Annotated in this window: 19 protein-coding genes; 7 read left to right on the top strand and 12 right to left on the bottom strand. The window is 74.2% G+C overall.

Features of this window, described 5'->3' with window-relative positions; translation table 11 throughout:
* The first annotated feature begins 17 nt into the window (after nt 1–17).
* The gene (gene cysC, locus EDC57_RS10510; RefSeq protein WP_123401796.1) at nt 18–659 is read left to right on the top strand and encodes an adenylyl-sulfate kinase; all 642 of its coding nucleotides are present in this window, start codon (nt 18–20) and stop codon (nt 657–659) included.
* 91 nt (nt 660–750) lie between these two features.
* The gene (locus tag EDC57_RS10505; RefSeq protein WP_170165111.1) at nt 751–1572 is read left to right on the top strand and encodes a Wzz/FepE/Etk N-terminal domain-containing protein; all 822 of its coding nucleotides are present in this window, start codon (nt 751–753) and stop codon (nt 1570–1572) included.
* 4 nt (nt 1573–1576) lie between these two features.
* Here EDC57_RS10505 and EDC57_RS10500 read toward each other — a convergent pair whose 3' ends face one another.
* From EDC57_RS10500 to EDC57_RS10490, 3 genes are read right to left on the bottom strand one after another with little or no spacing between them, the layout of a single operon-like run.
* The gene (locus tag EDC57_RS10500) at nt 1577–2482 is read right to left on the bottom strand and encodes an AEC family transporter (RefSeq protein ID WP_123401794.1); all 906 of its coding nucleotides are present in this window, start codon (nt 2480–2482) and stop codon (nt 1577–1579) included.
* Nucleotides 2469–3110: a hypothetical protein gene (locus EDC57_RS10495; protein ID WP_123401793.1), complete on the bottom strand. Its 642-nt coding sequence runs from the start codon at nt 3108–3110 to the stop codon at nt 2469–2471. Before EDC57_RS10495 ends, EDC57_RS10500 begins: the two co-directional genes overlap by 14 nt.
* Nucleotides 3095–4240: an FAD-dependent oxidoreductase gene (locus tag EDC57_RS10490; RefSeq protein WP_170165110.1), complete on the bottom strand. Its 1146-nt coding sequence runs from the start codon at nt 4238–4240 to the stop codon at nt 3095–3097. Before EDC57_RS10490 ends, EDC57_RS10495 begins: the two co-directional genes overlap by 16 nt.
* Before the next feature lie 97 nt (nt 4241–4337).
* Here EDC57_RS10490 and EDC57_RS10485 point away from each other — a divergent pair, with 97 nt between their 5' ends.
* Entirely contained in the window at nt 4338–6158 is a 1821-nt protein-coding gene (locus tag EDC57_RS10485) for an RNB domain-containing ribonuclease (RefSeq protein ID WP_245995230.1), read from the top strand.
* A gap of 6 nt (nt 6159–6164) precedes the next feature.
* Here EDC57_RS10485 and amrA read toward each other — a convergent pair whose 3' ends face one another.
* From amrA to EDC57_RS10460, 5 genes are all read right to left on the bottom strand, one after another.
* On the bottom strand, nt 6165–6743 hold the full coding sequence (gene amrA / locus EDC57_RS10480; protein WP_123401790.1) for an AmmeMemoRadiSam system protein A: 579 nt from the start codon (nt 6741–6743) through the stop codon (nt 6165–6167).
* Nucleotides 6730–7515 (bottom strand): AmmeMemoRadiSam system protein B, encoded by a 786-nt coding sequence (gene amrB, locus EDC57_RS10475; RefSeq protein ID WP_123401789.1) that lies wholly within the window; start codon nt 7513–7515, stop codon nt 6730–6732. The genes amrA and amrB overlap by 14 nt, the downstream gene beginning before the upstream one ends.
* Nucleotides 7516–7578: 63 nt before the next feature.
* Nucleotides 7579–10464: a valine--tRNA ligase gene (locus EDC57_RS10470; RefSeq protein ID WP_123401788.1), complete on the bottom strand. Its 2886-nt coding sequence runs from the start codon at nt 10462–10464 to the stop codon at nt 7579–7581.
* A gap of 81 nt (nt 10465–10545) precedes the next feature.
* On the bottom strand, nt 10546–10971 hold the full coding sequence (locus tag EDC57_RS10465; RefSeq protein WP_123401893.1) for a DNA polymerase III subunit chi: 426 nt from the start codon (nt 10969–10971) through the stop codon (nt 10546–10548).
* Between the two features lie 8 nt (nt 10972–10979).
* Nucleotides 10980–12476: a leucyl aminopeptidase gene (locus EDC57_RS10460; RefSeq protein WP_123401787.1), complete on the bottom strand. Its 1497-nt coding sequence runs from the start codon at nt 12474–12476 to the stop codon at nt 10980–10982.
* A 145-nt stretch (nt 12477–12621) separates the two neighbouring features.
* Here EDC57_RS10460 and lptF point away from each other — a divergent pair, with 145 nt between their 5' ends.
* Both lptF and lptG read left to right on the top strand, forming a co-directional pair.
* Nucleotides 12622–13683 carry an LPS export ABC transporter permease LptF gene (gene lptF, locus EDC57_RS10455; RefSeq protein WP_170165109.1) on the top strand — a complete coding sequence of 354 codons (1062 nt, stop codon included), beginning with the start codon at nt 12622–12624 and terminating at the stop codon, nt 13681–13683.
* Nucleotides 13680–14738, top strand: a complete 1059-nt coding sequence (lptG, locus tag EDC57_RS10450) for an LPS export ABC transporter permease LptG (protein WP_170165108.1) — start codon at nt 13680–13682, stop codon at nt 14736–14738. Before lptF ends, lptG begins: the two co-directional genes overlap by 4 nt.
* Here lptG and EDC57_RS10445 read toward each other — a convergent pair.
* Genes EDC57_RS10445 through EDC57_RS10435 form a run of 3 tightly spaced genes read right to left on the bottom strand, consistent with a single transcriptional unit; the run spans nt 14722 to nt 18995 of the window.
* Nucleotides 14722–15165: an RDD family protein gene (locus tag EDC57_RS10445; protein WP_123401785.1), complete on the bottom strand. Its 444-nt coding sequence runs from the start codon at nt 15163–15165 to the stop codon at nt 14722–14724. The genes lptG and EDC57_RS10445 overlap by 17 nt on opposite strands.
* Nucleotides 15146–17914 carry a pyruvate, phosphate dikinase gene (ppdK, locus tag EDC57_RS10440; protein WP_123401784.1) on the bottom strand — a complete coding sequence of 923 codons (2769 nt, stop codon included), beginning with the start codon at nt 17912–17914 and terminating at the stop codon, nt 15146–15148. The genes EDC57_RS10445 and ppdK overlap by 20 nt, the downstream gene beginning before the upstream one ends.
* 31 nt (nt 17915–17945) lie before the next feature.
* Nucleotides 17946–18995 (bottom strand): class I fructose-bisphosphate aldolase, encoded by a 1050-nt coding sequence (locus tag EDC57_RS10435; protein ID WP_123401783.1) that lies wholly within the window; start codon nt 18993–18995, stop codon nt 17946–17948.
* A 228-nt stretch (nt 18996–19223) separates the two neighbouring features.
* Between EDC57_RS10435 and EDC57_RS10430 the strand changes: the two genes are divergently transcribed.
* Nucleotides 19224–20291, top strand: coding sequence for a porin (locus EDC57_RS10430; protein ID WP_123401782.1), 1068 nt, complete (start codon nt 19224–19226; stop codon nt 20289–20291).
* A gap of 48 nt (nt 20292–20339) precedes the next feature.
* Complete coding sequence (locus tag EDC57_RS10425; protein ID WP_123401781.1) at nt 20340–20675, top strand: hypothetical protein; 336 nt, start codon at nt 20340–20342, stop codon at nt 20673–20675.
* 54 nt (nt 20676–20729) lie between these two features.
* On the opposite strand, the gene EDC57_RS10420 is transcribed toward EDC57_RS10425, so the two are convergent.
* Nucleotides 20730–21161, bottom strand: a complete 432-nt coding sequence (locus EDC57_RS10420; RefSeq protein WP_123401780.1) for a universal stress protein — start codon at nt 21159–21161, stop codon at nt 20730–20732.
* Between the last annotated feature and the right edge of the window lie 6 nt (nt 21162–21167).

Raw genomic sequence — 21167 nt, 5'->3', positions numbered from 1 at the left:
CGGAGGGAAATGACGCCGTGGCCACGGACGAGAACTGGAAGGCGCGCAACGTCGTCTGGCACCGCGCCACCGTGACGCGGGCGAGGCGGGAGGCCCTCAACGGGCACCGTGCCATGCTGCTGTGGTTCACGGGGCTGTCGGGGGCCGGCAAGTCGACCCTGGCCCATGCCCTGGAGGAGGCGCTGCACCAGGAGGGGTGCCGCACCTTCGTCCTCGACGGCGACAACGTGCGCCACGGGCTGTGCGCGGATCTGGGCTTTTCGCCCGAGGACCGGCACGAGAACATCCGGCGCATCGGGGAGATGGCGAAGCTTTTCATCGAGGCGGGGGTGATCACGCTGACGGCGTTCATCTCGCCGTTTCGGCGGGACCGGGCGCGGGTGCGCGAGCTGGTGGGGGAGGATTTCATCGAGATCTACGTCCGCTGTCCGCTGGAGGTGTGCGAGCGGCGGGACGTGAAGGGGCTGTACCGGCGTGCGCGTGCGGGTGAGATTCCGGAGTTCACGGGGATCTCCTCGCCCTACGAGGAGCCGGAGGATCCGGAGATCGTGGTGGACACGGCCGAGCGCACGGTGGAGGAGTGCGTGGAGGAGCTGCTCGCCTACCTGCGCGGGCGCGGCCTCATCGCCCCGGCGGGCGAGCGCCTCTCGCTGCCCTGAGGCGCGCCGCGGCGGACGAGGGAGCCCGCCCTCCGGGTGTGTACCGGCCTCGATGGGCGGCGCGGGGACGCGACACGGAGGGGAGAAGCAAGTGAAGGAGACGGTCGGGCAGACGAAGGACGGGCAGGGGCGTCGCGAGGGCGAGCTGCCGCAGGTGTGGGCGCCGGCGTGGTATCCGCCCGAGGACGAGCTCAGCCTGGTGGACCTGTGGCTGGAGTTTCGCCGGCGCCGCCGCGTCTTCTGGGCCGTTTTCGCCGTGGTGCTCGTGGCGGGGCTTGCAGCGGCGGTGCTCCTTCCGGAGCGCTACAGCTACACCACGGTGATCCAGCTTGCGGGCGTGGTGAGCCCGGAAGGGACCCGCCCCCTGGTATCGCCGTCGGAGGTCCTGGAGCAGGTGCGTCGCGTCTACCTGCCGGCGGTGCTGGCGGGGTCGGCGCAGGGGCGCGGCGATGTGGGCGAGGGGCTCGTGGAGGCGGAGCGGCCCAAGGACACGGACCTCATCGTGCTGGAAAGCGTGGTGCCCGAGGCGGAGGCCGGGCTGGTGCGTCGGCTCCACGAGACGGTGGCCCGGAGGGTGGTCGTGGCGCAGCAGGATCTCGTGGAGGCGGCGAGGGCTGTCCGACGGGACGCGCTGGTGCGCCTCCGCGAGGTGATCGCGCGGCAGGGTGAGCAGGCGTTTGCCAAGGCCGAGCCGGACCTCGGGCGGCTCGAGGAGCTGGTGGCGGACCAGGTGCGGCCGGCCCGGATCGAGGTGCTGGCCCAGCGGGGGCTCGAGCCCAAGGGCCGGGGCAGGGCGGCGATCGCCGTGCTGGCGGTGGTGGCGGGGGTGTTCGCGGGGCTCGGGGCGGTCTTCGTCGACGCCTTCCGGGATCGGGTCCGCGAGGCCCTCGCCGAGGAGGAGGCCGCGGCTTGACCGCTCAGGCCGCGAGGATCAGCAGCGGCAGGTAGACGAGGCCGGCGAGCAGGGAGACGGAGACGAGGCCCGCCGCGAGCTCGCGGTCGAGATCCTGGGCGGCGGCGAAGACGAGGGTGTTGAAGCCGACGGGCGCGGCCGCGCCGAGGAGGACGACGCCCCGGTCGACGCCCTCGAGGCCGAGGAGCAGGGCCGCGCCGAGGCCGGTGGCGAGGCCCACGCCGAGACGCGCCGCGACCACGGCGGCGACGATCCCGAGGTGCCTGCCCGGGGCGCGGAAGTGCACGCCCAGGGCGAGCACCACCAGCAGCACGGAGGCGCCGCCGAGGGCGCGCAGGGCGGCCGCGGCGGGGCCCGGCGGGGCCAGTCCGGCGAGGTTGAGGGCGAGCGCGAGCGCGAGCGCCAGGGTCGGCGGAAAGGTGGCCAGCGCCCGCAGGATGCGGGCCGCAAGCGGCCGACCCGAGCCGTAGGCGCAGGCCAGGGCGTAGACGAGGGTCAGCACCAGGAGGCCGTTGCCGAAGTCGAAGAGGGCCAGCCGTCCCGCGCCCTCCGCCCCCCAGGCCGCCCACGCGAAGGGATAGACGGCGGCGAGGTTGAGGATCATCAGCCCGGTCACAACGACGCCCGCGGCGGGCCGCGGCAGGCGGAAGCCGCGGGCGAGGGCGAGCCCCGCGGGCCAGCCGGCGAGGATGGCGGCGGCCGCCACCAGGGGCAGCAGCGCCGCCCCGTGCGCGAGGTCCAGCGCGGGCACGGTGCCGAGGATCAGCGCGGGGAGGCCCGCGCGGACCATGAGGCGCAGCAGGGCATCGGCGTGACGCGGGGCGAACCACCCCAAGCGGCGGCCGGCGACGCCGGCGGCGAAGGCGGCGAGCACCGGCGCAAGCCGCAGCGCGAGCTCAGGCGGCGCCATCCAGGCCGATGCCGCGGCGCAGCTCCGCGATGCGGCGGGGCACGTACTCGGTGTGATCCTCCACCTCGGCCAGGCGCGCGCGCAGGAAGGCCGCCTGCGGCGCGCCCACCTGCTCCAGGAGGCGCCCGAAGATGACGTTGGCCTCGCCGCGCTCCAACGCCTCGGCCGCCGCCAGCGCCTCCTCCAAGGTCATGGTCTCGACCCCCCGGCGCAGGGCCCGCAGCCGCGCCAGGAGCTCGCGCACCTCGGGATCGCCCACCGTGGGCACGTAGCCGCCCGCCTCCGGCAGGCGCGCGGCGTGGAGGCACACGATCATGAGATGCGCGTGCTCGCGCTCCTCCTCGGCGAGGTGGTCGAACAGCGCCGCCGCCTCGGGGATGTGGCGGAAGCGCCGCGCGGCGCGGCGGTAGAACGCGGCCACCGCCTCCTCGATCAGGGCCGAGACGCAGTAGGCCCGCCCGGGCGCCCCCGGGAGCGGCACGCGGTGGTGGCGGTCGCGCTCGGCGACGATGGCGAGCAGCGTGCGCCGGCGCGAGAGCAGCGCACGCAGCCAGGCGCCGGCGCCGAAGAGGCGCACGATCTCCACGGGATGGGCGAGGCAGTACGCCTTCGTCACCAGGGCATCCATCCCTCTCCTCCTGCGATGGACGGCACGGCATGGCGGAAGTGGTCGCGCTCGAGCCAGTGCTTGGTGCGGGCCGCCGCGGATCCGCCGAGACACAGCGGTCCCAGGGCGACGAGGCCGCGCCGCGGCCCGAGGTAGACGGCGGTGGGCAGGGCCCGGGGCCGGTACGGGCGCGGTGCGCGCCCGGCGGCGAGGCGCAGGACGTTGGCCGCGGCGTGCGCCCCCTGGCGGCGCGCATGGGCGGCGCGGCGGGGCGGGGCCGGTGCGGGGGAGCGGGGCCGGGCGATGTCGCCGGCGACGAGGACCGCGTCGCTTCCCTGCGCGACGAGCCCGGCGGTGCAGGCGATCCCGTCGGCGCCGGCGTCGAGCCCGGCGAGGCCGAGGCGCAGGTCGGGCTCGGCCCCGGCGCAGCAGAGCGTGATGTCGGCCTCGAGGGCGCCGGCCTCGGTCTCGATCCGCCGGCCTTCGATCCCGTGCACGGCGCACCCGGTGCGCACGCCGACCCCGGCCGCGGCGAGCGCCGCCGCGAGCCGTGCCGCAAGCGCCGGCGAGCAGTCCGGGGCAAGCCGCGCTCCGCGCTCCAGGAGGAGGACGCGGAAGGCGTCGGGCCGTCGCCGGTGGCGGCGGGCGGCGTCGTCGAGGCGGGCGCGCACGGCGGCGGCGAACTCGATGCCGGTGAGCCCGCCGCCGACGATGCAGACGAGGCCCGACCGGCGCTCCGCGGCGAGCTGCTCGAGCTCGCCGCGCAGGCGCGCGAGGTGGCGCTCGCTCTTGGGGAAGACCAGCGGCGTGCGCTCGCCGCGCGGAAGGGTGCGCGCGCGCACGCCCACGGCGAGGATCAGGAAGTCCCAGGCCGTGGTGCCGGAGGCGGTCTCCACCCGGCGCGCGGGCGCATCCACCGCCTCGACGCGCTCGCTGCGCAGGCGCACGCCCGGGAGCAGGGGGGCGAGGGGCACGGCGAGGAGCGCGCGGGGGACGGGGTCCACCAGGTGGCGCGGCAGCACGGGGTAGTTGTAGAGCTCGGGGCGCGGGTTGAACACCGTGACCTCGACCCCCGGCGCCGCCGCGAGGCGGCGCGCCGCGGCGAGCCCGGCGAAGCCGCAGCCGACGATGGCGACGCGGATCCTCGGCACGTCCCCTGCCCCCCCGGATCCCCGCGGGATCCGTTTTCCGCATAATAGTGGCCCCCGGCCGGACGGCGCCAGTGCCGCCGGCGTCATGGAGCGAGGGATGGAGCAGCCCGCGGCAGACAGCCTCGTCCTCTACAAGCGCCGCCCCGCCCGCGTGGTGGCGGTGACCGACAAGCTGGAGATCGAGCTGCCCGGGGGCGGCGCCCGGCGGGTGCGCCCCAAGGACGTGGTGCCGCTGCATCCGGGGCCGCTGCGCAGCCTCGGCGAGCTGCGTCCCGTCGAGGGCGAGATCGAGGCCGCGTGCGAGCTGCTGGCGGGCCAGACCACCACGGTGGCGGAGCTGGCCGAGCTCGCCTTCGGCGCCTTCACCCCGGCCACCGCGTGGGCGGTGTGGGAGCGGGTGGAGGAGGGGATCGAGCTGGAGGGGGAGGCGCCGGACGCCATCCGCGTGCGCACGCCGGAGGAGGCCGCGGCGGAGCGGGAGGCGCGGGAGGGGCGCGACCGCCGGCGCCGCGCCTGGGGCGAGCTGCTGCAGCGGATCCAGGCCGGGCGCGTGCTGCCCGAGGACCGGCCGCAGCTCGCCGATCTCGAGGGCCTGGCCCTGGGGCGGCACGAGGGCAGCCGCATCCTGCGCGCCCTCGACCGCGCCGAGCGCCCGGAGGTGGCGCACGAGCTGCTTCTCAAGCTGGGCGCGTGGGGGCCGGAGGTGGATCCCCATCCGGTGCGCGAGGGCCTGCCGGAGGCGCCGCCGGCGCTGGAGCTGCCGGAGCTCGCCGCCGCGCCCAGGCGCGATCTCACCGCGCTCGAGGCCTTCGCCATCGACGACGAGGGCAACCAGGACCCCGACGACGCCGTGAGCTGGGACGGCCGGTGGCTCTGGGTGCACGTGGCCGACGCCGCCGCCCTGGTGCTGCCCGGGAGCGCGGCGGACGAGGAGGCCCGCCTGCGCGGCGCCACCCAGTATCTGCCGCACCGCCAGGTGCCGATGCTGCCGGTGCAGGCCGTGCAACGCCTCGGGCTCGGCCTCGCGCCGGTCTCGCCGGCGCTCTCCTTCGGGATCCGCATGGACGCCGAGGGGGAGATCCTGGACGTGGCCATCGTCCCGAGCACGGTGCGGGTGCGGCGGCTGAGCTACGGCGAGGCGGAGAGGCGCCTCCACGAGGAGCCCTTCGCCGGCCTCCACCGGCTCGCGCTGCGGCTGCGCGAGCGGCGTCTCGCGGCGGGCGCGGTGGACATCCGCCTGCCCGAGGCGCGGGTGCGGGTGGTGGCGGGCGAGGTCCGCATCGAGCCGCTGCCGCCCCTTGCGAGCCGGCTCCTGGTGAGCGAGCTCATGCTGCGCGCGGGGGAGGCGGCGGCGCGCTACGCCGCGGCCGAGGGCATCGCCCTGCCCTTCATCGCCCAGTCGCCGCCGGACGAGGCCGACCCCGGGGAGGGCCTGGCCGGGATGTACGCCCTGCGTCGGCGCATGCGTCCGCGCCAGATCGTCACCGCGCCGGAGCCGCACGCCGGCCTCGGGCTCGCCGCCTACTGCCAGGCCACGAGCCCGCTGCGCCGCTACACGGATCTGCTCACCCACCAGCAGCTCCGCGCCCACGTCACCGGCGGCGAGCCCCTCGACGCCGAGACCGTGCGCGCCCGCGCCGGCGCCGCCGAGCAGGCCATGGCCGCGGTGCGGCGCGCCGAGCGCGCCTCCAACCGGCACTGGACCCTGGTCTGGCTGCTGCGCCACGAGCGCTGGCGCGGCGAGGCGGTGGTGGTGGAGCCGCGCGAGCGCCGCAGCGTGGTCATCGTGCCGGAGCTCGCCCTGGAGGCGCAGGTGGCCCTGCGGGGCGTGCCGCAGCCCAACGAGCGGCTGCCGGTGGTGCTTACCGGTGTGGACCTGCCGAACCTGGAGGCGCGCTTCCGCCTCGAGCGGGGCTGAGGCCGCTCAGGCGGTGCCGAAGCTCTCGGTGCGGTAGCGCCAGACCCGCAGCCGCGGCGACCAGTGGTCCGGCGGCAGGCCGGCCTTGCGCCGCAGCTCGCGCAGGAAGTCGCGGGGTTCGGGGAGGGACTCCCACACCGCCGGGAGGAAGGTGGCCCGATGCGCCCCGTCGGCGATGATGAGGCCGTCCTCGCCCGGGACGAGCCGCGCGATCAGCTCCTCCTCGCTGGCGCAGGGCAGCGGCTCGGGCGGCGTCAGCACCGAGACCGAGACCGCGAGATCCTCCAGCTCCTCGGGGGCGAGGGGCGGGAAGCGGGGGTCCTCGAAGGCGGCGGCGAAGGCGTTGGCGGCCACGTCCTCCACCAGCGGCCGGCGCGCCTCGAGGCTGCCGATGCAGCCGCGCAGCGCGCCGCCGCGCTTGAGGGTGACGAAGCTCGCCCCCGGCTCGCGCAGGGCGCCCTCGTAGTCGGGTGCGCGCACCGGGAGCGGGGTGCCGCGCTCGAGGCCGTGACGGATGGAGGCCTGGGCGATGCCCAGGAGGACGTCGCGCTCGCGCGTGCCGAGGCGGCCGTCAGTGGAAGGCATAGGCGCCATAGCCCACGACCCGGTCCCTGGGGCCTGCGGTGTCGCCCGAGTTGCGCAGGTCCAGGGTGCGGGCCTGGAGCCCGCGGCGGCGCGCCGCCACCAGCAGGCCCTGCAGGGGGTGACGGCCGCAGGCCTGCTCGTAGCCGATGCGCTCCGGCGCCAGCGCCTCCACCGCCATGGAGGTGGCCGCGTCCATCCGCCGCGCGGTGTGGTAGTCGTGGTAGTGGGAGAGGTCAGAGCTGACCACGATCAGGGTCTCGTCCCCGCCCCACAGGCGCTCGATGACCTCGGCCACCTCCTCGGGGGCGGCGTCGCCCACCACCAGCGGCACGAGGCGGAACCCGCCGAGGACGCGCTGCAGGAAGGGCAGGTGCACCTCGAGGCTGTGCTCGAGGGCGTGGGCCTCGTCGAGGATGCACACCTGGGGCAGGTCGCGGATGGACTCGATGGCCTCGCGGTCCACCGGGACGTCGCCGAGGGGCGTGCGGAAGTAGTCGGTGGAGGGCGCCGCCAGCCCGTCGAACGGGACGCGGTGCGACGGCCCGAGCAGGACCACGCGCTCGATGCGCCCGGCGAGCGGGCGCAGGGCGGCGTAGGCGGTGGCGGCCACGGGGCCGGAGTAGACGTAGCCCGCGTGGGGGGCGACGATGGCCTTCGGGGGCGGACCCGCGGCCTGTGCCCCGGCGAGCAGGGCGTCCACGGTGCGGGCGAGCTCCTCGCGCTGCTCGGGATAGAACAGGCCGGCGACGGCGGGGGGTCTGACGGTGGCCATGCGGCACCTCCCTTACGGCATGGCGTCGGCATCAGTATAGCCCCGCCGGCGCCGGTCCCGCCGCTAGAGCGCCGCGATGCGCCGGTGCTGCTCGCGCAGCCGCGCCAGCGCCGCCTCCGCCTCGGCCAGGCGGGTGCGCTCCTTCTCCACCACCGCCGCCGGCGCCTTCTCCACGAAGCCGGGGTTAGCGAGCTTGGCGCGGCTGCGCGCAAGCCCCTCCTCAAGGCGGGCGATCTCCTTGTCGAGGCGGGCGAGCTCGGCCGCCTTGTCGATGAGCCCCGCCATGGGGATGAGGATGCGAAGCTCGCCGGCAAGGGCGGTGGCGGCCTCGGGGGCGGCCTCGCCTGCCTCCAGCCAGCGCACCGACGCGAGCCGCGCCAGCGCGGTCAGGGCCGGCAGGTGCCGCTCGACGCGGGCGCGGTCCTCGGCCGTGCCCTCCGCGAGCAGCACGGGCAGGGGGCGCGAGGGGGCGATGTCCATCTCGCCGCGGATCCGCCGTACCGCGAGGACGAAGGCCTTGAGCCAGGCGATCTCGGCCTCGGCCTCCTCGTCGCGCGCGGCGGGGTCGGACTCGGGATAGGGGGCGAGCATGATGCTCTCGCCCGCCACCCCGGCCACCGGCGCCACCCGTTGCCAGATCTCCTCGGTGATGAAGGGCATGATGGGGTGGAGGAGCCTGAGCAGCGTCTCCAGCACCGTGACCAGGGTGCGGCGGGTGGCGCGGCGCACCGCCTCCGGCGCGTCGGGATCCTGGAGGACGGGCTTGGAGAGCTCCAGGTACCAGTCGCAGAACTCGTCCCAGGTGAACTCGTGCAGAACGTTGGCCACCTGGTCGAAGCGGTAGGCGGCGATGGCCTCGTGGACCGCGGCCACGGTGCGGTCGAGGCGCGAGCGGATCCAGCGGTCGGCCGCGGTGGGCGCCATCTCGCCCCCTCCGGTGCCGCAGTCCTCGCCCTCGGTGCGCATGAGCACGTAGCGGGCGGCGTTCCAGAGCTTGTTGCAGAAGTTGCGATAGCCCTCGATGCGGCCGAGGTCGAACTTGATGTCGCGCCCGGTGGAGGCGAGCGCGGCGAAGGTGAAGCGCAGGGCGTCGGCGCCGAAGGCGGGGATGCCCTCGGGGAACTCCCGCCGCGTCGCCTCCTCGATGCGTCTGGCCATCTGCGGCTGCATCAGCCCGGTGGTGCGCTTGCGCACCAGCGACTCGAGGTCGATGCCGTCGATGAGGTCGAGGGGGTCGAGGATGTTGCCCTTGGACTTCGACATCTTCTGGCCGTGGGCGTCGCGCACGAGGCCGTGGATGTAGACCTCGCGGAAGGGGACGTCGCCCATGAACTTGCAGCCCATCATCACCATGCGGGCGACCCAGAAGAAGATGATGTCGAAGCCGGTGACGAGCACGTCGGTGGGGTAGAAGGTGCGCAGCTCCGGGGTGTCGTCCGGCCAGCCGAGGGTCGAGAAGGGCCACAGGGCGGAGCTGAACCAGGTGTCCAGCACGTCCGGGTCCTGCACCAGGCGGCTGCCGCCGCAGCGCGGGCAGCGCGCCGGGCGCGACTCGGCGACGATGGGGCGGGCCTCGCCGCGGACCTGCACCGCGCGCGCGGCGGCGAGGGCCTGGTCGAGGTCCCGCCCGGCGGCAAGCAGCTCGGCCGCGGTGGCCGCGCCCTCGCCGGCGCCGAGGAGGACGATGTGCGCGCCGTCGCAGTCGGCGCAGTACCAGGCCGGGATCTGGTGCCCCCACCAGATCTGGCGCGAGATGCACCAGTCCTCGATGTGCTCGAGCCACTGGTAGTAGGTCTTGGTCCAGTTCTCGGGCACGAGGCGGATCCGCCCCTCGCGCACGACCCGGATCGCCTCCTCGGCGAGCGGTGCGGTGCGCACGAACCACTGGTCGGTGAGGAAGGGCTCGATGACGGCGTGGGAGCGGTCGCCGCGGGGGACCATGAGCCGGTGCGGCTCCACCTTCTCCAGCAGCCCCTGCGCCTCGAGGTCGGCGACGATGCGCCGGCGGGCCTCGTAGCGGTCGAGGCCGCGGTAGGGCTCGGGGGCGTTGTCGTTGATGCGGGCGTCCTCGGTGAGGACGTTGATCATGGGCAGGCCGTGGCGCAGCCCCACCTGGTAGTCGTTGAAGTCGTGGGCGGGGGTGATCTTGACGCAGCCGGTGCCGAACTCGGGGTCCACGTAGGCGTCGGCGATGACGGGGATGCGCCGGCCGGTGAGGGGCAGGATCACCTCGCGGCCGACGAGGTGGCGGTAGCGGGCGTCCTCGGGGTGCACGGCCACTGCGGTGTCGCCGAGCATGGTCTCGGGCCGGGTGGTGGCCACCACCAGGTGGCCCTCGCCGTCGGCCAGCGGGTAGCGCATGTGCCAGAGGTGGCCCTCCTCCTCCTCGCTCACCACCTCCAGGTCGGAGACCGCGGTGTGCAGCACCGGGTCCCAGTTCACCAGGCGCTTGCCGCGGTAGATGAGCCCCTCCTCGAAGAGGCGGACGAAGACCTCGCGCACCGCGCGCGAGAGGCCCTCGTCCATGGTGAAGCGCTCGCGCGACCAGTCCACCGAGGCGCCGAGGCGGCGCAGCTGCCGCGTGATGGTGCCGCCGGAGGCCTCCTTCCACCGCCACACCCGCTCGAGGAACCGCTCGCGGCCGAGGTCGTGGCGGGTCTTGCCCTCCTGCTCCAGGAGCCGCTCCACCACCATCTGGGTGGCGATGCCGGCGTGGTCGGTGCCCCCCTGCCAGAGGGTGTTGCGGCCCCGCATCCGGTGGTAGCGGATGAGGGCGTCCATGATGGTGTCCTGGAAGGCGTGCCCCATGTGGAGGCTGCCGGTGACGTTGGGCGGCGGGATCATGATGCAGTAGGGCTCGCCCCTGCCCGAGGGGCGGAAGTAGCCCTTGCGCTCCCAGTGCTCGTACCAGCGGCGTTCGATGGCTTGGGGGTCGTAGCTCTTGTCCATGGTCCCTCGGCCGATGCGTGCAAGGCGGAAAGGGCTGAAGATTCTAAAGGATGCGTGCGGCCGCGTCTCGCCGCCGGCGGCTCAGCGGCCGAGCCGGTGGGTGTGGAGCGGGTAGCCGCGCTGCTGGTAGTGGCGGTAGCGGGCGCGGGCGGCCGCGCGGGTGTCGGGGGTGACGATCTCGGCCAGGCGCCCGAAGCGGCTGAAGAAGGGCGGGACGTCGGGGTGGAGGTTGACGAGGACGTCGCTCATGTCCGCGGGCGGCGCGCCGGCGTCGATGAGCACGCGCACGGTCGCGGCGAGGGGATCGCCCGGGCGCGCATGGGGGACGAAGCTGCCGGCGCGGAATGTCCAGAGCAGCTCGTCCAGGGCCGCCGCCTCGGCCTCGTCGGCGGCGTGGAGAAAGACGGCGTGGCCCTGGGCGAAGGCCTTCTCCGCGAGGCGGCAGGCGAGGCGCCGGCGCGGCTCCGTCCCCGGCTCCTCGAGGACGTAGAAGTCGATCCGGGTCACCGCCGGGGTCACGCCCCTGCGGCGCGGTCCAGCAGCCACTGCACCAGCAGCGGCACCGGCCGCCCCGTGGCCCCCTTCTGCTCGCCGGTGAGCCAGGCGGTGCCGGCGATGTCCAGGTGGGCCCAGCGGTACTTCTCGGCGAAGCGGGCGAGGAAGCAGGCGGCGGTGATGGCGCCGGCGTCGCGGCCGCCGACGTTGGCCATGTCGGCGAAGTTGCTCTTGAGCTGCTCCTGGTACTCGTCCCACAGCGGCAGCTCCCAGGCGCGGTCCCCGGCGCGGCGGCCGGCCTCGAGCAGCTCGTGGGCAAGCCCGGGCTGGTTGGCGAAGAGGCCGTGGGCGTGCCGCCCCAGCGCGATGACGCAGGCCCCGGTGAGGGTGGCGATGTCCACCACCGCGCGGGGCTCGTAGCGGCCGGCGTAGGTCAGGGCGTCGCACAGGATGAGCCGCCCCTCGGCGTCGGTGTTGAGCACCTCGATGGTCTTGCCGGACAGGGAGGTGACGACGTCGCCCGGCTTGTTGGCGGCGCCGTCGGGGAGGTTCTCGCAGCTCGGGATCAGGCCGACGAGGTTGACGGGCAGGCCGAGCCTCGCGGCGGCCCGGAAGGTGCCGAGCACGGCGGCGGCGCCGCACATGTCGAACTTCATCTCGTCCATGGCCGCCGCCGGCTTGATGGAGATGCCGCCGGAGTCGAAGGTGATCCCCTTGCCCACCAGCGCGTAGGGGCGCTCGTCCTCGGCCGCGCCCCGGTAGTGGAGCACGATGAGCTTGGGGGGCTGGCGGCTGCCCTTGGCCACCGAGAGCAGCGCCCCCATGCCGAGCCGCTCCATGTCCTCGCGCTCGAGCACCTCCACCGAGACCGCCTCGTGGGCCTCGGCGAGGCGTCGGGCCTCGTCGGCGAGATGGGCCGGGGTGCAGATGTTGCCGGGCAGGTTGCCCAGGTCCCGCGCGAGGCGCACGCCCTCGGCGATGGCCTCGCCGTGGCGGACCGCCTCCTCGCCCACGGCGCGCTCGCGCCGCCCCGGCACCATCAGGGTGAGGCGGCGCAGGGGGCGGCGGCGCGGCGTCTTCTCGCTCTTGAGGGTCTCGAAGCGGTAGAGGGCGTCCTCGGCCGCCACCACGGTCTCGCGCACGCGCCAGTAGAGGTCGCGCCCCTTCACCGGGAGCTCGCACAGGCACACCGTGGCCTCCATGGCGCCGCCCTCGTCGAGGTGGGCCACCGCCGCGCGCACCACCTCGCGGTAGCGGCCGTCGGTGAGCTCCCGCTCGCGCCCGAGGCCCACCAGGAGGACGCGGTCGGCGAGCACGCCCGGGACCTGGTGGAGCAGCAGGAGCTGGCCGCGCCGCCCGTCCATGTCGCCGCGGCGCAGGATGGTCGAGAGCAGGCCGCCGGCGGCGCGGTCCACCGCCTCCGCCGCCGCCGACAGCCGCCGCGGCTCGAAGACGCCGACCACGAGGCAGGCGCTGCGCTGCTTGTCCGGGCTTCCGCTCTTGAGCTGGTATTCCATCTCCTCCCTCCGCGGTTCCGGGTGGACGCCGTGCTATGCTGTGGGCCCCGTCGTGGGGGCGAGAGTTTCGAATTCGGGCAGTTTACATGAATCCGGCGCAAAGGGCGCGAAAAGGACAAGAAAAGCGGCCCGCGGGAGGCCCGCCGTGGCGGTCCTGACCCGCTATGTGGGCGGGGACGTGGCGCGCGCCTCGGTGCTCGCGCTCCTGGTCCTGGTGGCGATGCTCCTCAGCAACCGCTTCGCCGCCCTCGCGGCGCGGGTCGCCGCCGGCGAGCTGCCCGCGGACGTCCTCGGCACCCTGCTGCTGCTCAAGGTGCTGAAGACCCTGCCGGCGATCCTGCCGGCGGCCTTCTTCGTCGCCGCCATGGCGGTCCTGGGCCGCCTCTACCGCGACAGCGAGATCACCGCGATGCTCGCCTGCGGGGTGCCGCCCGCGCGCATCTACCGCGGCGTCCTCGCGGTGGCGCTGCCGGCGGCGGGGCTGGTGCTGGTCGTCGCGGGCTGGGCGGCGCCCTGGGCCGAGACCGCGGCCGAGCGCATGGAGCGCGAGGCGGAGCTGCGGGCCGAGGCGAGCGCCTTCGAGGCGGGCCGCTTCCGCTCCTCGGAGGACGGTCGCGTGACCTTCTACGCCGAACGCATCTCGCCCGACCGGCGCCGCTTCGAGGCGGTCTTCGCCGAGGTGCGCGGCCCCGAGGGGCGTACGGTGCTGCGCGCGCGCTGGGCCGAGCGGGTCACCCTGCCCGACGGCGAGCGCCACCTGATCCTCCACGACGGGGTGCGCTACGAGGGCGAGCCGGGGCGGCGCGACTGGCGGCTGCTGCGCTTCGCCGCCCACGGGCTGCGCGTGGCCGAGCCGCGGCTCGACCCCGGGGCGGTGGAGCGGGCGCGCGACCTGGGCGAGCTCCTCGCCGACGGCGCCCCCGCCGCGCGCGCCGAGCTGCACTGGCGCCTGGCGCTGGCGCTGGCGATCCCGGTCCTGGGGGTGGTGGCGTTGCCGCTGGCGCGCACCGATCCGCGCCGGGGCAGGGCCTGGCCGCTGCTCGCCGCGCTCGTCCTCTATCTCGTCTACTTCAACCTGCTGCTCGCCGGGCGCAGCTGGCTCGAGGGCGGGCGGGTGCCGGCGGCGCTGGGCCTCTGGTGGGTGCACGGCGCGGCGCTGCTGCTCTGGGCCGGGCTCGCCCTGCGCCCGCTGCGGGGGCGGCGGTGATCGGGATCCTCGACCGCTACATCGGGCGCACGGTGGCGGCGGCGACGCTGCTCGCGCTCGGGGCGGTGGCGGCCCTGGACACGGTGGTGGGCCTCATGGGGGAGCTTGCGCGGGTGGACGCCGCCTATCCGCCCGCCGCCGCCCTGCGCCACGTGCTGCTGGGCCTGCCCGGGGAGGCGGTGGCGCTGATGCCGCTGGCGCTGCTCCTCGGGACCCTGATGGGGCTCGGGGCGCTCGCCGCGCGCAGCGAGCTCGTGGTGATGCGGGCGGCGGGGATCTCGGTGCCGCGCATCGGGGCCTCGGTGATGGTGGCGGCCCTGCCCCTGGCCGCGGCGGCGGCGGTGCTGGGCGAGTGGGTGGTGCCGCAGACCGAGCGCCTCGCCCGCGCCACCCGCGCGCACGCCGAGTCGCTGGGCATCATGTACAGCGAGAGCGGCTTCTGGGCCCGCGCCGGGGGGCACTTCGTCCACGTCCAGCGCATCCTGCCGGGCGGGCGGCTGGTGGGGGTGACCGTCTACGAGACGGACGAAGAGGGGCTCCGCCGCGTGCGCACGGCGCGTCTCGCGACCCTCGAGGAGGGTGCATGGGTGCTGCACGACGTGCGCACCACCGACTTCGGCGAGGGGACAGTGGGGGCGCGGGACGCGGCGCGGGTGCAGGCGCCGGCGCTGCTGGACCCGGAGACGGCGCGGGTTCTCGCCACCCCTCCGGAGGAGCTCTCGGTGCGCGGCCTTCTGCGCTACCGCGCCTATCTGCGCGCCAACGGCCTCGATGCGCGCCGCTACGAGGCGGCGCTGTGGGCCAAGCTCCTCTCGCCGCTGACCAACCTGCTGATCGTGGCCCTGGCGGTGCCCTTCGTCTTCGGGCCGCTGCGCAGCAGCTCCGCGGGGGCGCGGCTGGCGGCGGGGATCTTCCTCGGCATCGCCGTGCACCTGGGGGCGCGCCTCAGCGAGCAGGCCGGACACGCCTTCGGCTGGCCGCCGGTGCTGGGGGCCGCGCTGCCGGCGGCGGTGCTGGCCCTCGCGGTGGGGGTCGCGTTCAGGGCCGTGCGCTGAGCCCGCCCTTCGGCAGCCGCAGCACGCGCGTGCCGCAGGCGAGGTCGTGCCAGGCGCGCCGCTCGCGGTCGACCAGCACCCAGAGGATCCCCAGGCCGCCGAGCCCCCACGAGAGCCAGGCCAGGAGGTAGCGGCAGGCGGCGCGCCCGGCCCGGGGCGGGCGCCCGTCGGGCCCCACCAGGCGCAGCCGCCAGGCGCGCATGCCCAGCGTCTGGCCGCCGCGGCTCCAGAAGTAGACGAAGAAGAGCCCGCCCACCGCCACGAGATACGCCTCGTAGCGCAGATCCCCGGGCGGGATCGCGCCGCCGGTGAAGGGCATCAGGGCGAGGGTGGCGAAGAACCACAGGGCGAGCAGCAGCAGCCCGTCGTAGAGGGCGGCGCCGAGGCGCCGCCCCAGCCCCGCCGGCTCAGTCGAAGCGGTACTCATCCTCGCGCAGCCTCGCATGGGCGGCGGCGAGCCGCGCGATGGGCACCCGCGGCGCCGAGCAGGAGACGTAGTCGAGGCCGATGTGGTGACAGAAGCGGATGGACTCGGGGTGCCCGCCCTGTTCGCCGCAGATCCCGACCTTGAGGTCGGGGCGGCTCCTGCGACCCCACTCCACGGTGATCTGCATCAGCCGTCCGACGCCGTGCACGTCCAGCACCTCGAAGGGGTTGTCCTGGAGGATGCCCTTCTCGTTGTAGAGGGGCAGGAACTTGTTCTCGGCGTCCTCGCGGGAGAAGGAGAAGGTCGCCTGGGAGAGGTCGTTGGTGCCGAAGGAGAAGAACTCGGCCACCTCGGCGAGGCGGCCCGCGCGCATGCAGGCGCGCACCACCTCGATCATGGTGCCGAAGCGGAACGGCACCTTCACGCCGGCCTCGCGCTCCACCTCCGCGTGGATCTCGTCGACGTAGGCGCGCACGTACTCGAGCTCCTTGGCGGTGCAGACCTGCGGCACCATGATCTCGGGGTCCACCGCGATCCCCTCCTGCACACAGCGGGCCGCGGCCTCGAGGACGGCGCGGATCTGCATGCGGTAGATCTCGGGGTAGGTGATGCCGAGGCGCACGCCGCGGTGGCCCAGCATGGGGTTGACCTCGCGCAGCTCGCGCACCTTGGCCAGCATCCCCTCCTTGCGCGCCAGCGCCTGCTCCACGGTCTGGCCTTGCAGCGAGGCAAGCGCCCGCGCCGCCTCGGCGCCGGCCCCCTCCGCCGGCAGCGCCTGGCCGAGGACGGCGAGGCCGGCGAGGGTCTCGCGCAGGTGCCGCAGGGCCTCGATCTCGCGCACCAGCTCCTCCTCGCGCGGGAGGAACTCGTGGATGGGCGGGTCGAGCAGGCGCACGGTCACCGGGCGCGGCGCCATCACCTTGAAGATGCGGTAGAAGTCCTCGCGCTGCATGGGCAGGAGCCGCTCCAGGGCGGCCGCCCGCGCCTCCGGCGTCTCGGCCAGGATCATGTCCACCACCACCGGCAGGCGCGCGGGATCGTTGAACATGCGTTCGGTGCGGCACAGGCCGATCCCCTGCGCACCGAAGCGCAGCGCCCGCTCGGCGTCGGCCGGCGTGTCGGCGTTGGCCCGCACGCCGAGGCGCGCCACCTCGTCGGCCCAGCCGAGGAGCGTGGCGAGGTCGCCGGTGAACTCCGGCTCCACCATGGGTGCCTCGCCGGCATAGACGTGGCCGGTGCTGCCGTCGATGGTGATGACGTCGCCCTCGCGCAGCACCGTCTCGCCCACGACGGCGACCCGGGCCGCCTCGTCGACCCGGATGCCCTCGGCGCCGGCGACGCAGGGCTTGCCCATGCCGCGGGCCACCACCGCGGCGTGGGAGGTCTTGCCGCCGCGGCTGGTGAGGATGCCCTGGGCGGCGAAGAAGCCGTGGATGTCCTCGGGCTTGGTCTCGACCCGGACCAGGATCACCTTCTCGCCGAGGCGGCCGCGGGCCTCGGCGGTGTCGGCGTCGAAGACGATGCGCCCGCTCGCCGCGCCCGGCGAGGCCGGCAGCCCCGTGGCGAGGGGCCGGCCGCGGAAGCCCGGGTCGAGGCGCGGGAAGAGGAGCTGCTCCAGGTGCTCGGGACGGATGCGCAGCAGCGCCTGGCGGCGGTCGATGAGGCCCTCGCGCTCCATCTCCACCGAGGTGCGCACCATCGCCGGGGCGTTCATCTTGCCGTTGCGGGTCTGCAGGCAGTAGAGCACGCCGCGCTCGACCGTGAACTCGAAGTCCTGGACCTCGCGGTAATGGCGCTCCAGGCGCTCGCGCAGCTCCAGGAGCTGGCGGTAGATGTCCGGCATCTCCTGCGCCATCTCCTGGATCGGTTTCGGGGTGCGGATGCCGGCGACCACGTCCTCGCCCTGGGCGTTGACCAGGTACTCGCCGAAGAGGCGGTTCTCGCCGGTGGCGGGGTCGCGGGTGAAGGCCACCCCCGTGCACGAGTCCTCCCCCATGTTGCCGAAGACCATGGCCACCACGTTCACCGCAGTGCCGTTGGCGATGTCGGGGGTGATGTGGAACTCGCGCCGGTAGTCCACCGCGCGCTTGCCCATCCAGGAGTCGAAGACCGCCCGGACCGCGGCCTCGAGCTGGGCGTGGACGTCGGCGGGGAAGGGGCGTCCGGTGTGGGCCCGCACCACCTCGAGGAAGGCCTCGGCGGCCTCGGCGAGCTCGTCGGCGCCGAGGTCGAGATCGCTGCGAGCGCCGACGCGCGCCTTGATGGCCTCGAAGCGCTCGTCGAAGAGCTCGTCCGGCACCTTGAGGGCGACCTTGCCGAAGAGCTGGATGAAGCGCCGCCAGGCGTCGTAGGCGAAGCGCGGATTGCCGGTCTGGCGGATCAGGCCCTGCAGCGTCTCCGCGTTGAGGCCGAGGTTCAGGATGGTGTCCATCATCCCCGGCATGGAGATCGCCGAGCCCGAGCGCACCGAGACCAGGAGGGGGTTGGCGGGATCGCCGAAGCCCTTGCCGGTCTTGGCCTCGAGCCGGCGGATGTGCTCGCGCACCTCGTCCATGAGACCGGGCGGCAGGCGCCGCTCGGGGTCGGCGAGGTAGGCCAGGCAGGCCTCGGTGGTGATGACGAAGCCCGGGGGCACGTTGAGGCCAATGCGCGTCATCTCGCACAGGTTCGCCCCCTTGCCGCCCAGCAGCCGCTTGTCGCCGCCGTCGCCCTCCTCGAAGTCGTAGACGTACTTGGGCCGGTCGCTCATGTCCCCTCCCCAGCCTCGGGTGTCGAGATCCTCAGGCGATGGTGACGTCCTTCGAGAGATAGACGTCCTGGATCGCGTGCAGCAGCCGCACGCCCTCCTCCATGGGCTTCTGGAAGGCCTTGCGCCCGGAGATCAGCCCCATGCCGCCGGCGCGCTTGTTGATCACCGCCGTGCGCACCGCCTGGTGGAGGTCGTTCTGCCCCGAGGGGCCGCCGGAGTTGATCAGCCCCGCGCGCCCCATGTAGCAGCAGGCCACCTGGTAGCGCACGAGGTCGATGGGGTGGTCGGAGGTGAGGGCCTCGTAGACCTTGGGGTGGGTCTTGCCGAAGCCGAGGGCGGTGTAGCCGCCGTTGTTCTCGGCCTGCTTCTGCTTGACGATGTCGGCCTCGATGGTCACGCCCAGGTGGTTGGCCTGGCCGGTGAGGTCGGCGGCGACGTGGTAGTCCGTGCCCTCGTGCTTGAAGGCGGGGTTGCGGAGATAGGCCCAGAGGACGGTGGCCATGCCCAGCTCGTGGGCGCGGGCGAAGGCCTCGCTGATCTCCAGGATCTGCCGGCGCGACTCCTCGGAGCCGAAGTAGATGGTGGCCCCCACCGCCACCGCGCCCATCTCGAAGGCCTGCTCCACCTGCGCGAACAGCGTCTGGTCGTGGATGTTGGGGTAGGTGAGCAGCTCGTTGTGATTGAGCTTGACGATGAAGGGGATGCGGTGGGCGTAGCGGCGCGCCACCGCGCCCAGCACCCCCAGGGTCGAGGCCACCGCGTTGCAGCCGCCCTCGATGGCCAGGCGCACGATGTTCTCGGGGTCGAAGTAGATGGGATTGGGGGCGAAGGAGGCCCCGGCCGAGTGCTCCACGCCCTGGTCCACGGGCAGGATCGAGAGATAGCCGGTGCCGGCGAGCCTCCCGGTGTCGAACAGCGTCTGCAGGCTGCGCATCACCGCCGGGCTGCGGTCGCTCTGCGCCACCACGCGGTCGACGAAGTCGGGGCCCGGCAGGTGCAGCCGCTCCTTGGGGATGGTGGTGCAGCGGTGGGTCAGGAGATCCTCGGCCTCCGGGCCGAGCAGGGCCTCGATGGTGTTCATGGCGCACCTCCCTGACGGGGACGGGTCGGGATCCGCGGAGGCGTCCACGATAGACAATTCGCCGGGAGGGGACAACGTGGTTGCAATCTCCGTGGCTTGGTCTTTACACTGATTCCGCGGCCCGCCGTCGGGCTGCAGTCCTCCGGAGGGGCGGTGGACCGCCGGGTCCGCCAGGAGGGCGCAACGATCGCGTCGTTACGCTTCTGCCACCCTTCAGGGAGGACCACGATGATGCGCATGCCTGTCCTGACCGCCGCCGTGACCGCGGCTCTCGCGGGCGGCCTCGCCGCTGCACCGGCATCGGCCATCGAGGCCAAGATCTCCGGGCACGTGGCCCGGGCCCTCATGTTCGTCGACGACGGCGACCGCTCCGACAGCTTCTTCGTCGATCCGGAGACCAGCAACACCCGCTTCCGCTTCGTCGGCGCCGGTGACATCGGCGGCGGCATGAAGGCGGGGATCAATTGGGAGGTGGAGATGGTCTCCAACAACTCGAGCAAGGTCTCGTTCGCCGAGCGCAACACCGGCGGCCTGGACCTCAACGAGCGCCATCTCGACGTCTTCCTCCAGGGCGCCTTCGGCAAGGTGAGCCTGGGTCAGGGCGACGGCGCCGCCAACGGCGGGGTCGAGGTGGATCTGTCGGGCACCAGCATCGTCAACTATGCGGGGGTGACCGACATCGGCGCCAGTATCAGGTTCCAGGACGGAGGAACCGCAGGGCCCAAGATCGGCGAGGTGATCGATCAGTTCGATTTCGAGAGCCGCTACGACCGCGTGCGCTACGACACGCCCCCGCTCGGCCCGTTCGGGCTCGCGGTCAGCTTCGGCAGCAAGGGGGGCGATGGGGACGACGTCATCGAGGTGGCGGGGCGCTATGCCGGCGAGCTCGGCGGCGGCGGGCGCCTGGCGGCGGCGGTGGGCTTCTCCACGAGGGATACCAAGGACAAGGGCGACGTGGAGACCAGCGGCGGCTCCATCTCGTGGCTGCACCCGAGCGGCTTCAACGTCACCGCCGCGCTTTCCCACCGTGAGGACGACGACATGCTGGATGCCGACTACTGGTACCTGAAGCTGGGCTACCGGCAGGGCCGCCACGCGGTGTCGGTGGACTTCGCGAGCGCCGAGGACGAGGCGCAGCAAGGCGATGACGCCGACATGGTGGGGATCGGCTACGTCTTCAAGCCGATCGCGAGCGTGGAGCTCTTCGCCGGGGTCAAGGTGCACAGCCTCGATCGGTCCGGCGCGAACTTCGACGACATCACCATCGCCACGCTGGGCAGCCGGGTGAAGTTCTGACCCATCGCGGGGGCGCACCGCGGGGGTGCGCCCCCCTGAGGAGTTCCGATGCGCTGGCCGATCCCGATTCTGGTGCTGCTCGTCGCCGGCTGTGCCGGCCGCCCGTTCGCCTACCGCTCGCAGAACGAGATCCCCGAGGGTCCGGGCATCCTGTCCGGGGCGTCGGGCGAGGTCGCCCTCGGGCGGTCCGACGCGGCGGCGGCTCCCAAGGCGGCGCAGGATGCCGCGCAGGCTGCGACGGCGCAGGGGGAGGACGATCTGGAGACCTTCCGTGCCTGGCGCGCCTACATGCGCTGGCGCGAGGCCAACGAGGGCACCGAGGCCTGGCGCGAGTTCCAGGAATGGCGCGCCTGGCAGGCCTGGAAGCGCCGCCAGCAACGCTGAGACCGCGCCGCCGCCGGCGGCACGGCGCCGGGGCGACGCGGTCCCGCCGCGGCTTCAGTCGCGCACCACCAGCACCGAGCAGCGGGCGTGGCGCACCACCTTCTCGGCGGTGGAGCCGAGGAGGAAGCCCTCCATGGTGCCCATGTGGCGGCTGGGGATGACGATGAGGTCGATGCGGTGGCGGCCGGCCTCCTCGAGGATCTGCTCGTAGGGGCGGCCCTCGCGCACCACCGCGGTGACCGCGACCCCCTCCGGCACGTGCCGGCGCACGAAGTCGGCGAGCTGCTGCTCGGTCTCGCGCACGGCCGCCGCGCGCGCCTCCGGCGGGAAGAAGGAGGCCACCACCGGCAGGCCGTAGTCGGGCAGCACCTCCAGCACGTAGAGATGGGCTCCGTCGCGGCGCGCATACTCCAGCGCCGCCTCCAGGGCGCGCGGGCTGTGCGGCCCCTCGGTCAGGTTCACCGGCAGGAGGATGTTGCGGAACATGTCGCC

The sequence above is a fragment of the Inmirania thermothiophila genome (assembly GCF_003751635.1).
Lineage (GTDB): Bacteria > Pseudomonadota > Gammaproteobacteria > DSM-100275 > DSM-100275 > Inmirania > Inmirania thermothiophila.
This window is presented reverse-complemented; position numbering and strand designations above follow the sequence as displayed.